Below are 14,541 nucleotides of genomic sequence, written 5' to 3' on the forward strand. Positions count from 1 at the left end.
TTAAGGAACCGCAGTATGGTGTCTTCTCCGATTAAATCTGAAGCCCCTGTTCGTCACGATGTCAAAGACTTGAGCCTTGCACCCTTAGGGCAGCAGCGCATTGAGTGGGCCAGTCGGGAGATGCCGGTACTGCGGCAGATTCGCGATCGCTTTGAGAAAGAAAAGCCCCTTGCCGGTATTCGCTTGGCCGCCTGTTGCCATGTGACCACAGAAACCGCCAATCTAGCGATCGCCCTCAAAGCCGGCGGTGCTGACGCGGTTCTTATTGCCAGTAATCCCCTCTCCACCCAAGACGATGTCGCCGCTAGCCTAGTGGTGAACTACGGCATCCCGGTCTTTGCCCAAAAAGGGGAAGACACCGCCACCTATATGCGCCACGTCAATATTGCCCTTGATCACCGTCCCAACATCATCATTGATGACGGCTGTGATGTGGTTGCCACCCTCGTCAAAGAGCGCCAGCACCAACTCAGTGACATTATTGGCACCACCGAAGAAACCACCACTGGCATTGTCCGCCTCAAGGCCATGTTCCGCGATGGCGTCCTCACCTTCCCCGCCATTAATGTCAACGATGCCGACACCAAACACTTCTTTGACAACCGCTACGGTACCGGTCAATCCACCCTTGATGGCATCATTCGGGCAACGAACATTCTGCTTGCCGGTAAAACCGTTGTCGTGGCTGGCTATGGCTGGTGCGGTAAAGGGACAGCGCTGCGGGCACGGGGCATGGGTGCCAATGTGATTGTGACGGAAATTGATCCCGTGCGTGCCATTGAAGCAGTCATGGATGGCTTCCGGGTCATGCCCATGCTTGAGGCGGCGCCCCTTGGGGATATTTTCATTACCGTGACGGGGAATAAGCATGTGATTCGCGCCGAGCACTTTGCCGTCATGAAAGATGGGGCAATGGTAGCCAACTCCGGTCACTTTGACATTGAAATTGACCTTGCCACCCTAAAAACCCTTGCCAAGGAAGTCCGGGTTGTGCGCAACTTCACCGAAGAATACATTCTCCCCAGCGGTAAATCCATCATTGTTTTGGGTGAAGGCCGCCTGATTAACCTTGCGGCTGCCGAAGGCCACCCGGCGAGCGTTATGGATATGAGCTTTGCCAACCAAGCCCTTGGCTGTGAATATCTCGTCAAAAATAAAGGTCAGTTGGCAGCCGGCATTCACCCCATTCCCACCGCCGTGGATCAAGAAATTGCCCGTTTGAAACTCCAAGCCATGGGCATTGCCATTGACACCCTCACTCCCGAACAGGTGGAGTACATGAACTCTTGGACCTCTGGCACTTAGACCCCCCATCCACCTGCAAAATCATTAGAACGTTGCGTGCTGCATCCTAGCTAGGGCTAATCTCAGGGTGCAGCTTTTTATTTATCGCTTAATTTATTGTCATCAACAGCCTTTTTCTAAAATAGTGGCTACCGCTACCGGCTGTCATCTTGTTATAGAGCAATTTGGGCTGTTTTAGTTGTTTGGGCAGATTTAATCTCCCGCCCTGAAGTTAAGGTTAGATACAGTTTTGGCATATTTTTAATACGGAAACTGTATAGCGACAAAGAAAATGTAGCAAAATTTACAAATGTTCATGATTGACCTGCCTAAATTGGGTGTTCAAGTAACCCGTTGAAACCAAGGGCAACAACCGTGAGCAACAAAATTGAAGCCATTAAAAAAGAGAAAGATGTCTTAGCGGTTAAACAAGAGCTAGAGAAATTCGCAGCCATGGGCTGGGAAAACATTCCTGAAGCTGACCGCGATGTTCGCCTCAAGTGGCTTGGGATTTTCTTTCGCCCCGTTACCCCTGGCAGGTTCATGATGCGGCTGCGGGTACCCAATGGGATTCTCACCAGTCAACAACTGCGAACCCTTGGCGAAATTGTGGATCGCTATGGTGAGAACGGCAATGGTGACATCACCACCCGTCAAAACATTCAGATTCGGGGTCTGCCCATTGAGGATATTCCTGAAATCATAGAGCGGCTGCAAGCCTGTGGCCTGACCTCTGTGCAATCCGGCATGGACAATGTGCGCAACCTCACTGGATCGCCAGTGGCGGGCATTGATGCGGCCGAACTCATTGATACTCGCCCCTTGATTATGAAATTGCAGGCCATGATTACCAACAATGGTCAGGGGAATTTGGAATTTAGCAATCTACCCCGCAAATTCAACATTGCGATCGAGGGGGGGCGGGATAACTCTGTCCATGCGGAAATTAACGATGTTGCCTTTGTGCCTGCCTATCGGCAAGGGCGTTTGGGCTTCAATGTTTTAGTCGGTGGTTTCTTCTCTGCTCGGCGTTGCGCTGCCGCTATCCCCCTCAATGCTTGGGTGCCTCCCGATGATGCTGTGGTGGACCTCTCACGTGCCATCCTTGAAATTTTCCGTGACCATGGCCTACGGGGCAATCGCCAAAAAGCGCGGCTCATGTGGCTGATTGATGAATGGGGTATCGAGAAATTCCGGGCAGCAGTGGCCGCTAAACTCCCCTTTGAACTCCTCAGTGCCGCTCCCAAGGATGAAATTGACTGGGACAAGCGAGATCATCTGGGGGTGCATTGCCAAAAACAGCGGGAGTTGAACTATGTGGGACTGCATGTGCCCGTAGGGCGCCTCTATGCCACTGATTTTTACGAGTTGGCACGGCTAGCTCAAGTCTATGGCCAATCGGAAGTGCGGCTGACAGTGGAGCAAAATCTGATCATTCCCCATGTACCTAGCGCTGTTTTACCAAGCCTGCTGCGCGAACCCCTCCTCACTAAGTTTCGGCCGGAACCACCGCCTTTAGAACGTGCCCTCGTTTCCTGTACGGGTGCTCAGTTTTGCAACTTTGCCCTCATTGAAACCAAAAATCGTGCCCTTGCCCTCGTCCGCTGGCTGAATCAACAACTGGTGCTCTCTCAACCGGTGCGCATTCACTGGACCGGGTGTCCCAACTCCTGTGGTCAACCCCAAGTAGCCGATATTGGCCTAATGGGTACAAAAGCCCGTCGTAACGGCGAAACCGTGGATGCCGTGGATTTGTACATGGGTGGCAAGGTCGGTAAGGATGCCAAGCTGGGCACCTGTGTGAAAAAAGCGATTCCCTGTGATGAACTGCCGGAGGTACTGCGCCAACTGTTGATTGATCACTTTGGTGCTCAGCCCATCAGTTCACATACGCTGCAGGTTCCGATACACGCTGAATTAGCCTTGTCGATTGTTTAGGAATTAAAGGATTTGTAAACCAATGGTGACTTTCTCCCGGCGTCACTTTCTCGTGACCGCTGCGGCTACAACGGCCGTGACATTGATCTCCCACGGTTGTGGTAATAGCCAGCAAACTAGTGATGTTGCCCAACCCACCACCCTAGCGGAAACTCCAGAAGTGATGGGAGCGAAACTGGGCTTTATTGCTCTGACGGACGCGGCTCCCCTGATTATTGCCAAGGAAAAGGGCTTGTTTGCCAAGTATGGGATGCCCGATGTGGAGGTGATTAAGCAGGCTTCTTGGGGCGTGACCCGCGACAACTTGGTCTTGGGTTCTGCCGGGGGTGGCATTGATGGTGCCCACATTCTCACACCGATGCCCTACCTGATGACCGTGGGAACCATTACCGGTGGCAAACCTGTACCCATGTATATCTTGGCGCGGTTAAACACAAATGGTCAGGGAATTGTCTTGGCCAATGCTTACAAGGATCTCAATATCAGGACTGACAGTAGCCCCCTGAAGGAGGCCTTTGCTAAAACCCGTGCTGAACGGCGTGCCCAGAATCAGCAAGAGCAGATCAAAGTGGCAGTGACATTTCCAGGGGGCACCCATGATCTGTGGATGCGCTACTGGCTGGCTGCCGGCGGCATTGATCCTGAGAAGGACGTTTCTGTGATCGTTGTGCCTCCTCCGCAAATGGTGGCCAATGTGAAAACTGGAACCATGGAAGCTTTCTGTGTGGCTGAGCCATGGCCACAACAAGCGGTGAATCAAAAGGTGGGGGTTGATGCTATTACCACGGGTGAATTTTGGCAGGATCATCCTGAGAAATCGCTGACTTTGCGGGCGGATTGGGTTGATCAGCATCCGAAGGCCACTAAAGCTCTATTGATGGCTGTGATGGAAGCACAACAGTGGTGTGACCAACCTGAAAATAAACCAGAAATGGTCAAGATAATTGCCCAGCGGCAATGGTTGAAGGTACCCGAGAAGAATATTTTGGATCGCTCCCTCGGTAAGTTTGACTTTGGCAATGGCCGTACCTTTGACAACCCCGATCTAGCGATGAAGTTCTGGCGAGACAATGCCTCTTATCCCTACCAAAGTCATGATCTGTGGTTCCTGACGGAGGACATTCGCTGGGGGTATTTGCCGCCGAATATGGACACTAAAGCTCTCATCCAAAAAGTGAACCGTGAGGATCTGTGGCGCGAAGCCGCTCAAGCGATGGGGGTGCCGGCAGCGGAAATTCCCACCACCACCTCTCGGGGCGTGGAGACCTTTTTTGATGGTGTGGCCTTTGATCCCCAAAATCCTCAGGCCTACTTGAGTGGTTTGGATTTGAAAAAAGTTTAGAGGTAAAGAGCAATGGCAAGTTCTTCTATGGGTTTCACTCAATCTCGACGGCGGCGCTGGTTAAAGCATCTCAAGAAGTCAGCGATGTTCCGCAAAGTGGTACTGGGTAGTTTGGGGGCGCTGTGTTTCTTGGTCATTTGGCAGTTTGTCTGCATGGCGGGGCTACTTCGCCTGCCAACGCCCCTCACTGTTATTACTGAAACTTGGGGGTTGATAGTTGATCCCTTTTATCAAGGGAGTGGCACGGATGTGGGGTTGGGGTGGCAAATTCTCTCCAGTCTGCGGCGGGTGGCCGTTGGCTTTTCCTTGGCAGCAGTCATTGGGGTGGGGCTGGGGATGCTGATTGGCTCTAGTCGAGTGCTCTACGATGCAGTGGATCCCATTTTGCAGGTGTTGCGTCCGGTGCCCCCCCTTGCGTGGTTGCCCATTTCCTTGGCGGCTCTGCGGGACAATGAACCGGCAGCGATTTTTGTGATCTTCATTACCGCAATTTGGCCGATTATCATCAACACAATTGTTGGTGTGCAGCAAATTCCCAAGGACTACAAGAATGTGGCACGGGTGTTGCAGCTTTCCCGCAAGGATTATTTCCTGAATATTCTCGTACCAGCAACGGTGCCCTATGTGTTTACGGGGCTGCGCATTGGCATTGGGCTGTCTTGGTTGGCGATTGTGGCAGCGGAGATGCTCATTGGCGGTGTCGGCATTGGCTTCTTTATTTGGGATGCCTGGAACAGTTCTCTGATTAGTGAAATTATTGTTGCCGTGATCTATGTCGGCATTGTCGGCCTGGTTCTGGATCGCTCGGTAGCCTTTGTGGGTTGCCTGCTCAGCCACGGTGAAGAGGCGCATTCCTAGCTCCCTCACGTAACCCATCCTTCCCTCTTTTCCCCTTACTGTCGAACATTAGGTTGTTTAACCCTATGGCCAAGTCTTTACCGTTTATTGAAATTGACCATGTGGATCAGGTTTTTGATCTGCCCGGGGGCGATCGCTACATTGCTCTCAAGAATATCCACCTCGAAATCCAAAAAGGGGAGTTTATTTCCCTTGTCGGTCACTCTGGCTGCGGCAAGTCCACGCTCTTGAATATCATTGCTGGCTTTCAGCGGCCTAGCAGTGGTGGCGTGGTGATGGCTGGGCGGCAGGTGACGGAACCGGGTCCCGATCGCATGGTGGTGTTCCAAAACTATTCGCTGTTGCCTTGGAAAACGGTGTACCAGAATGTGGCCTTGGCGGTGGCAGCGGTGCTGGGGCATTTGAGCAAGGCAGAGCAACGACAGCGGGTAGAGGCGGCGCTGGAACAGGTGCACCTCAGTAAAGCCCGCGAGAAGTTCCCTGCCCAACTGTCGGGGGGGATGAAGCAACGGGTGGCAATCGCCCGTGCCTTGGCGATTCAACCGGAGGTGCTCCTGCTGGATGAACCCTTTGGTGCCCTTGATGCTTTGACGCGAGGCTCTTTGCAGGATGAGTTGATGCAAGTGTGTCAAGGCAGTCAAACCACCTGCATTATGGTCACCCATGATGTGGATGAGGCACTACTGCTCTCTGATCGCGTGGTGCTGCTCACCAATGGCCCTGAAGCCCACATTGGCCAAATTCTCAAAATTCCCTTTGCCCGTCCCCGCAATCGCCATGACGTGCTCAACCATCCCAGCTACTATGGCCTGCGCAATGAGATGATTGCCTTTCTCAATCAGCAGAAACGCCGCCGCCCGCCTTTGGAGGTGCCCATGGTTGCACCAACAGTGCCGGCAGGTCTGACCCTTGGCTTTATGCCCCTGATAGACAGTGCGCCTCTCATTGCTGCCAAGGAAATGGGCTTCTTTGCTAAGTATGGTTTGGAGCCAGTCACGCTGCATCGCGAAGAAAGCTGGCAGGACTTGGTGATGGGGGTGATCGCGGGTCGCTTGACGGGCGCTCAACTGTTGGCGGCCATGCCCTTAGCCATGACCTTGGGGTTAAACGGTCAGCCTTCACAACCGCTGATGACCTCGTTGGTACTGAGTCGCAATGGCAATGCCATCACCTTTAGTCGCCAGTTGTGGCAGCAGGGGGTGAAGACTGCTGAAGATCTGCGCGCCTATATTCAGCGCACGGGCGATCGCCCCCGGCTGGGAGTGGTTCATGCCGCATCAATGCACAACCTCCTGTTGCGGTACTGGCTGGCCGCCGCTGGCATTGACCCCGATTACGATGTCGAGTTGTTGGTGATTCCCCCCTCCCAAATGATCTATCACCTCAAGGCCGGCCATATCAGTGGCTTTTGTGTCGGTCAACCGTGGAACTCCCATGCAGTGCGCGAGGGTATTGGGGTGATTGTCGCTACGGATTTGGATATTTGGTCGGGGCACCCGGAAAAAGTTGTGGGTATGCGTTCCGATTGGGTGCAGGCCAACCCGCAGCTACACCAAGCGTTGGTCAAGGCATTGATCGAAGCCTGTGAGTACTGCGATACGATCAAACATCGCCCCGAAATTGCCCAACTGCTTTGTCGGCCAGAGTATGTGGGGTGTACTCCTGAGGATGCCTATGCCGGCTTTGTGGATCCCCTTGATTGGGGGGATGGCATTGTTGCTGCTTTTCAACCCCGGTTTCACCAGTTCTATGTGGATCGCTCTCCCTGTCCTGGGCGGTTGGAAGGGCTGTGGATCATGACCCAATTGGCTCGCTGGCAACTTACGCCCTTCCCAAAAAACTGGCTAGAAATTGTTGAGCAGGTGCGGCGGGTAGATCTCTTTGGGGCGGCAGCGCGGGAACTGAAGGTTGTAGATAATGAGCCAGATCGTTCTGCCTTTGCTCTTTTCGATGGACTGCCCTTTGACCCCGATAATCCCCTTGGCTACATTGAGGCGGCTGCGATTCGCCGTGGCCTTGATATTCGCACTGTTGATCCCCAAGAGGTTGTTGCTGTCTAGGTATTTTTGAGAGAAGTCTATGGAAACCCTCTATCGTCTTGACCCCCATTTAACGGCCACCCAGCATCTACGCATTGATGGGGTGAGCAAAGCCTACCCTACGGCTAATGGCGACCATGTGGTACTTGAGGATATTCACCTTGAGGTGAGCAGCGGCGAATTTGTCTGTTTCATTGGCCATTCCGGCTGCGGCAAAACCACACTCTTGAATATGGTTGCGGGTTTTACAGCGCCAACACGAGGGGAAATTACTCTCAATGGCGTGCCCGTGCGCCGTCCGGGGCCGGATCGCATGATGGTGTTTCAAAACTACGCGCTGCTGCCTTGGTTGACGGCCTATCAAAATATTGAGCTAGCAGTGAAGTCTGTCTATCCCCAGAAAACTCGCCAACGCCGGCGCCAAATTGTCGAGGAGCACTTGGAACGAGTGGGGCTAACAACGGCTGCCCACAAACGCCCTGCTCAACTGTCGGGGGGCATGAAACAACGGGTGGCGATCGCCCGCGCCCTCGCCATTCGCCCTGAAGTGTTGATTTTAGATGAACCCTTTGGTGCCCTCGATGCCATCACGAAGGAGGAGTTACAGGATGAACTCTTAAAGATTTGGCGCAGCCACCGACTGACGGTACTGATGATTACCCACGACATTGATGAGGCGCTGTACCTCGCGGATCGGGTGGTGATGATGACCAATGGCCCTGCCGCCGGCATTGGCGATATTGTGAAGATTCCTTTTCCGCGGCCACGGCGGCGATCGCAACTCCTTGAGGATCCGCAGTACTACGATCTCCGCAACCAAGTGGTTGACTTTCTGTACACGCGGTTTGGGCACTAAGTAGCGTATGAGTACCCCACGGGTTGGCTCGTTAGCCGTTCAGTCCAGTCGTTACCTCTGCTACTACCGCAATACCAGCGAGAGCGTTCAGCAGATTTATTTGTCAAATCAGCCCACTTGGCAACGGGTAGTGTTTCCGAGGCAAGAGCTTTTTTTCCATGGCGATGCTACAGCGGATCTGATCATTTGCTCAGAGCAAGGGGTCAGGTGCTGTTCCTGTGAATTCCTGCGGTTTGAGGAAAAAGGGCGTGCTGTGCCTGAACCAAGTGAGCCAGTGTCCTCGCTGTGTCCCTACTGTGGGGTGGGCTGTGGCTTAGAAGCAGTCCCTCAAGGCAAGGGAGCCTATAAAATTCGGGGCGATCGCCAGCATCCCTCCTCCCAAGGAATGGTCTGTGTCAAGGGGGCAACTATTCTAGAAGCCCTTGATCGCGATCGCTTGGTTTACCCCCTGTGGCGGGAGCGTTTGGATCAGCCCTTTACGGTCATTTCGTGGGACGAGGCCATGACCCGCCTTGTGGAACGCATCCAATGGGTACGCCGTGAGCGGGGCGCCGATGCCATTTGTATGTACGGTTCCGGCCAATTTCAAACCGAAGACTACTATGTGGCGCAAAAGCTAATCAAGGGCTGTTTGGGTACGAACAACTTTGATGCCAACTCGCGGCTATGTATGTCCTCGGCAGTGTCGGCCTACATGGCTAGCTTCGGCGCTGATGGCCCCCCCTGCTGCTACGACGATTTGGAGGCTACCGATTGTGCGTTCCTTATGGGTACTAATACTGCCGAATGCCATCCCATTGTCTTTAATCGTCTGCGCAACCACCACAAGCGCGATCGCCGCGTCAAGTTGATTGTTGTGGATCCGCGGCGCACCCCGACAGCGGAAGTGGCGGATCTGCACCTTGCCATCCGACCCGGCACGGATATTGATCTGCTCCACGGCATTGGCCATTTGCTACTGCAATGGGGACAGATCGATGCTGAGTTTATAGAGGAGTGTACCCAAGGCTTTGCCCAGTATGTAAAGCTGCTGGCGGCCTACACCCCAGACTGGGTAGCGGAACGCTGTGGCATTGCTCAAAGTGATCTAGAACAGGCGGCTCGCTATTGGGGGCATGCCCAAGCGGTACTCTCCCTTTGGTCAATGGGCATTAACCAGTCTGCTGAAGGGACGGCCAAAGCTCGTTGTCTCATCAATCTCCACCTGTTGACGGGGCAAATTGGCCGCCCAGGGAGTGGTCCTTTTTCGCTGACGGGGCAACCCAACGCCATGGGGGGGCGCGAAGCCGGCGGCTTGAGCCATCTGTTGCCCGGCTATCGCCAAGTGACCAATCCACAGCATCGCCAAGAGGTAGAGGACTTTTGGGGACTGCCGCGAGGGCAAATAAGCGATCGCCCCGGTCGCACGGCATGGCAAATTGTCGAAGGTCTAGAACAGGGAGAAGTGGGTCTGCTGTGGATTGCGGCCACCAATCCTGCGGTTAGTTTTCCCCATTTAGAGCGTGCCAAGGCGGCCTTTCTCAAATCTCCTTTTACCGTCTATCAGGATGCCTACTTTCCCACTGAAACAGCAGCCTATGCCCATCTGATTTTGCCGGCGGCGCAATGGAGTGAGAAAACAGGTGTGATGACTAACTCTGAACGCCGCGTCACCCTTGCCCCCGCCTTTCGATCGCCCCCCGGTCTGGCTCGCCCTGATTGGGAAATTTTTGCTGAGGTGGGGCGCCGCTTGGGATATGGGCATCTCTTCCCATTTGCCGATGCCGCTGCCGTCTATGCCGAATTTGTCCAACTCACTGCCGGTCGCCCCTGCGATCAATCGGGTCTGAGCCACGAACGCCTTGCCCGTTTAGGCGCCTTGCAGTGGCCCTGTCCTGCCGGTATGGATGATGAAGAAGCCCGCAAACCCAAACGCCTCTATACTGACTGGCGATTTCACACACCCAATCAACGGGCATATTTTTGCCTTGCCCACAGTCAGGGCGTGGCGGAACCCACCGATCACATCTATAGCTTTACCCTGACAACGGGTCGTCTCTACGGCCACTGGCACACTCAAACCCGTACCGGTCGCATTGCCAAAATTCAAAAAATGCACCCCGATCCCTTTGTGGAAATGCACCCCGACGATGCCGCAAACTTACATCTCAAAGACGGGGATTGGGTAGAGGTGCGATCGCGTCGCGGTCAAGTGTGCCTGCCGGTCATCCTCACCAAGGCCATTCGTCCGGGCACTCTCTTTGTACCCATGCACTGGGGCTTTCTCTTTGCTGATAGCGGTGAGGCAAACCAACTGACCCATCCCATTGCCTGTCCGGTCTCAAAGCAGCCAGAACTCAAAGCCTGTGCGGTGCAGGTGCTGCCCCTGAAGTTGCGGCAGACGCCCCATACCCCCACCATGCAGGAAAGCGGCACTGCCCTCAAGCAATAATAGAATCTAATTCCCTGTGGAGGGTTATGGCTATTGATGTCCCACTTCTTTGCGTTTGAGGCCGAATTCACGGCTTCGTTACGCTGTATTCCAATGATTGTTCGCTATAAACTAGATTTATGTGGGGTCAAGCTGAAGCTGCTCCACTGGCATCAACTTTCCCAAGAACAGCGACAATGGCTTGTGGTGACTCCCTGCGACACCCCCGAAGCTCAGGCAGACTATCGTCAGCAACTGCGGGATTGGGTGACCCACACCCATGGAACCCCACCGAGTGATATAGAGATTCGCCAACCCTACCCTTGGGACATCACCACTGAACTGCCAGAGACAGTGCAGCAACAACTGACCAAGGTACCTCACCACAGCCTGACGGTGGAAAAATGGTCAGCCCTGACCCCCCTCCAACGCTTTGCCCTTGTGAAGCTCAGCCAGCCCGGCCACGAGAATCGCAATTTTTGGCCAGCATTGCAGGAATTTGGTCTGGCCTAGAGGGCTAGGAGAGTTGTAGTGGCATTTTTCTGCTGAGGTAGTACAGAGTTGTACCAACAAGGGTGCCCACTAAGAAGCCTTGGGGCACACTGAGGGCGATCGCCCCTACTAAGAGGGTAATCATCCAATTTGCGGGCATGGCGGCTTGATCTTTAATAAAGCCCATGAGTACCCACGCTTCAAACAAAAGAATGACCCCCAAAATCGAGAGGGGAAAAATTTCCAGCAGCTTATCCACACTGGAACCAAAAAAGAGACCCAAGAGAAGGTAGAGACTGCCATAGATCACCACCGCCCCACCTGTGCGGGCACCAAGGGCATAGTGTCCTGCCAAACCGCTACAGCCATGGCAGAGGGGGACACCACCAAAGAAGGGCAGGATCAAGTTGGTGAGGCTATACGTGAGGCCAATTTGGCGAATCGAGAGGGGGCGATCGGGAAAGAGATCGTGGGCAGTTTGCTGGGTTGCAATCACTGCATTGGCGATCGATAGGGGTAACTGCGGCAGTGCCAATAGCACGAGTCCGGGAATCAAGGCCTGAGGATCTAAAGGCTGCAGGTAGGGAAGCTGCCAAGCAATGGTTAACTGCAATTCTGTCTCAGCCAGAACACGGCTAATCGCTACACCCACCCCCAGCAACACCACCAGTAACCCTGCGGGAACTCCCCGTTCCTTGGGTAAAAGGAGCAAGATCAAAAAGCCCATGGCACCCAACAGATAACCAAAGAGGTCACCCGCGGGCAAGTAGGTCTTGAGGGCAACGGCGGCTAGAGACAGTCCCAGTCCCAATTGACAGCCCCGCACCACGGGTTGGGGAATCCAGCGAGCCAGTCGGGTCAGGATTCCGGTGGACGTTAACACCAACATCATCGCTCCTACCATCAGTCCCCCTGCCCAAAGGATAGATCCAGTGAGTTTTTCCGTCATCACAATTACAGCCATTGCCTTTAGGGGTTGCATCGGCATGGGAAGGCCATAGAATACCCCCGTGAGAATTTGTGCCACGCCAAACAAAGTGAAGACGTTAGCACTATCCAACTGGGCAGCCATGATCATCCCCACCAGTAGGGGCAAATCCGTACCCAAATCACCAAAACTGCCACTGAGTTCTTGCCAATTAAAGCGCAGTCGCTCCCGCAACATCTATATCTTCTCCAACATGGTTTGCAATTTCTGTAGGTGTTGAGCCACCCGACCACTACGGAGGAGTTCGCTGCTGAGTGCGAGTCCGGAATTGAGACTATCGGCTTTGCCCCCCTGCCACAAGTAAAACCCACTGTTCCAGATAACGGAGGTGGTGAGGGGCTGCTCCTCGGCAGCTAAGACGGCAGCCATCATTTTTGCAGCAGTTGTTGTGTCCGCTGGCCAAGGCACATTACTGCTGGCCATACCATACTCTTGGGGATGGAGACGCAGGCGTTGCCAAGGAGGGTCTTGATCACGGGCAAGGCCGATAATGGCGGTGCGTTCGCGGGGCAAATCACAACTGCCTTCAAGACCTTTGACGGTAGTAAATTCATGAACACCGTGGAGATAGAGGGCATCGCGCATGATCCCTTCCGTCGGCGGATGAACAAACCCTGCTACGAGGTGACTGCGCCCTTGGTAAGGATTCCAGATTAATTCCAATGTGGCAATGGGGGGACGTTTACCAATTTGCTCCCGGTAGGGGACTAGCCCTTGGGCTGCTGGAAAATGACGCGGGAGATAGACAAAACCTAAACCTGTTTGCTCTAGGCAGTGGGTGATTTGTTCTAGGGTTAGGGTTGACCAGTCCACCCCTAAACATCGCCATAGCTCAATGAGGGGAATGCCTTCTTTGGTGGGTATGCGATCGCCCCCGTGTTGAAGTACTGGAATCCCAGCAGCCGCCAAAACCAATGCTGTTAAAGGACTCAGGGGAAACGTGCGATCGCGACCATCATAGGGCTGACTGAGGATCATCACGGGGCAACTGGTCTCAACCGCTGGAATCTTTGGCCCTAGCTCGTTGTAGGCATCGAGCATACCCGCCATCTCTTCCGAGGTGGGTCGCTTAATCCGATGAGCAATCAAAAACGCCCCAATTTGGGCAGGGGTTGCCACCTGCTCCAGCATGAGTTGCAACGCCAAGGCTGCCTCGGCGCGGCTCAGGTCTTTGTGGGTGTGGGCACCACTGCCGACTTTTTTAAGGAGATCACGAAAAAGAGGACTCATGGGCAGCCTGCTGGCGGATCAACGTAAGCAACTGGGCAACGGGCGGTAAGGTCAGGCGATCGCGGGTGGTAATGGCCAACACCTGACGCAGGGGCAGTGGCGTGGATAAATCACGAATCCCTAGGGCAGGATCGCGGAGCGCTTCCTTGAGGGCAGAGCGCGGCAGCAAGGCAACCATCTCACTTTCGCGGATCACAGCAATAAACGCATCAGGCGTGTTGAGTTCAAGAGCGGGTTGCCAAGGTAAACCCCGACGGCTAAATTCTTCAGCCACCAAGCGGCGCATGCCATAGCCATCCTTAAATACCACATGGGGAAAGCGAGCTAGTTCTTGCCATGTCAAGGTCTCATTAACAGCGAGGGGATGTTCAGCCGCCATTAGCACTTGCACAGGCTCACTGTACAGCGGTTCAATCACCCATTCCGCCTGTTTTAAGAGGTGGCGATCGCCCATGACAATTGCTAGATCTACTAGGCTATCCTGCAAGACTTTGAGGGCGCGATCGCTCCCTAGGGCAGTCACCCGCAACTGCATTTGGGGAAATGCTTGGCAAAACGTCGGTAACAGCGTGGGCAAAAAGTAGCGGCAAATGGAGTGAATAGCGGCAATGCAGAGTTCCTGCTGCTGGCCATTTTGCATGGCTTTGAGTTCAGCATTGGCGGCCTGCCACTCTTGCCAGATGCGATGGGCACGGCGCAAAAACAAGTCCCCCGCCACAGTTAACTTGGCGCGATTCGAGCGGTGAACAAGTTGCATCCCCAAACTTTCTTCTAGAGCTTGAATTTGCCGACTAATTGTGGGTTGCGTCACCCCACACCGCCGCGCTGCCGCTTGAAAACTCCCCGTTTCAGCAACAGCTAAAAAAGATTGAAACTGATCAAGTCGCATAATACTTGCTGTGTTCTCCCTCTGCGTCTATGTCTATTGATGCAATTGTGGCTCTTGTGGCTCTTCATCTTATGCAACTTTCGGATAGTAAAGGGTGTTAATTGATACAGTTTCTTGAGAATGTCCTACAGCATACCCTCTTGGTTCCAGCGCTGAATGAGGTAAACTGATTGGTCATACTTGCCCTCCCATGCCAGTTCTGTTTCTTCTGTGCG

General features: G+C 53.9%; 11 protein-coding genes. 8 read left to right on the top strand and 3 right to left on the bottom strand.

All coding sequences use genetic code 11. The features are described 5' to 3' along the window. Positions 1-15 precede the first annotated feature (15 nt). The 8 genes from ahcY (at position 16) to RHJ80_RS02530 (ending at position 11,240) form a co-directional block, all read left to right on the top strand. The gene (gene ahcY, locus RHJ80_RS02495; protein ID WP_302677248.1) at positions 16-1,305 is read left to right on the top strand and encodes an adenosylhomocysteinase; all 1,290 of its coding nucleotides are present in this window, start codon (positions 16-18) and stop codon (positions 1,303-1,305) included. Between the two features lie 354 nt (positions 1,306-1,659). After that, on the top strand, positions 1,660-3,222 hold the full coding sequence (locus RHJ80_RS02500) for a ferredoxin--nitrite reductase (protein ID WP_310801399.1): 1,563 nt from the start codon (positions 1,660-1,662) through the stop codon (positions 3,220-3,222). A 22-nt stretch (positions 3,223-3,244) separates the two neighbouring features. Beyond that, on the top strand, positions 3,245-4,564 hold the full coding sequence (locus tag RHJ80_RS02505) for a CmpA/NrtA family ABC transporter substrate-binding protein (RefSeq protein WP_302678761.1): 1,320 nt from the start codon (positions 3,245-3,247) through the stop codon (positions 4,562-4,564). Between the two features lie 12 nt (positions 4,565-4,576). Next, positions 4,577-5,422, top strand: a complete 846-nt coding sequence (gene ntrB / locus RHJ80_RS02510; protein WP_310744761.1) for a nitrate ABC transporter permease — start codon at positions 4,577-4,579, stop codon at positions 5,420-5,422. Between the two features lie 65 nt (positions 5,423-5,487). Next, the gene (locus RHJ80_RS02515; protein WP_310801400.1) at positions 5,488-7,482 is read left to right on the top strand and encodes a nitrate ABC transporter ATP-binding protein; all 1,995 of its coding nucleotides are present in this window, start codon (positions 5,488-5,490) and stop codon (positions 7,480-7,482) included. Between the two features lie 19 nt (positions 7,483-7,501). After that, positions 7,502-8,317 carry a nitrate ABC transporter ATP-binding protein gene (locus RHJ80_RS02520; RefSeq protein ID WP_310801401.1) on the top strand — a complete coding sequence of 272 codons (816 nt, stop codon included), beginning with the start codon at positions 7,502-7,504 and terminating at the stop codon, positions 8,315-8,317. A 7-nt stretch (positions 8,318-8,324) separates the two neighbouring features. Further along, a complete protein-coding gene (locus RHJ80_RS02525) occupies positions 8,325-10,748 on the top strand; it encodes a nitrate reductase (RefSeq protein WP_310801402.1) in 2,424 nt (807 codons plus the stop codon). A 36-nt stretch (positions 10,749-10,784) separates the two neighbouring features. After that, positions 10,785-11,240, top strand: coding sequence for a nitrate reductase associated protein (locus RHJ80_RS02530; protein ID WP_206200933.1), 456 nt, complete (start codon positions 10,785-10,787; stop codon positions 11,238-11,240). Positions 11,241-11,244: 4 nt separating this feature from the next. Here the strand turns inward: RHJ80_RS02530 and RHJ80_RS02535 are convergent, their stop codons facing one another. From RHJ80_RS02535 to RHJ80_RS02545, 3 genes are read right to left on the bottom strand one after another with little or no spacing between them, the layout of a single operon-like run. After that, positions 11,245-12,384, bottom strand: a complete 1,140-nt coding sequence (locus RHJ80_RS02535; protein WP_206200934.1) for a putative sulfate/molybdate transporter — start codon at positions 12,382-12,384, stop codon at positions 11,245-11,247. Continuing rightward, the gene (locus RHJ80_RS02540) at positions 12,385-13,437 is read right to left on the bottom strand and encodes an anthranilate phosphoribosyltransferase family protein (RefSeq protein WP_310744050.1); all 1,053 of its coding nucleotides are present in this window, start codon (positions 13,435-13,437) and stop codon (positions 12,385-12,387) included. Continuing rightward, positions 13,418-14,326 (bottom strand): LysR family transcriptional regulator, encoded by a 909-nt coding sequence (locus RHJ80_RS02545; protein WP_310801403.1) that lies wholly within the window; start codon positions 14,324-14,326, stop codon positions 13,418-13,420. The genes RHJ80_RS02540 and RHJ80_RS02545 overlap by 20 nt, the downstream gene beginning before the upstream one ends. Positions 14,327-14,541: the final 215 nt, after the last annotated feature.

Source organism: Thermosynechococcus sp. QS41 (genome assembly GCF_031583515.1).
Taxonomy (GTDB): Bacteria; Cyanobacteriota; Cyanobacteriia; order Thermosynechococcales; family Thermosynechococcaceae; genus Thermosynechococcus.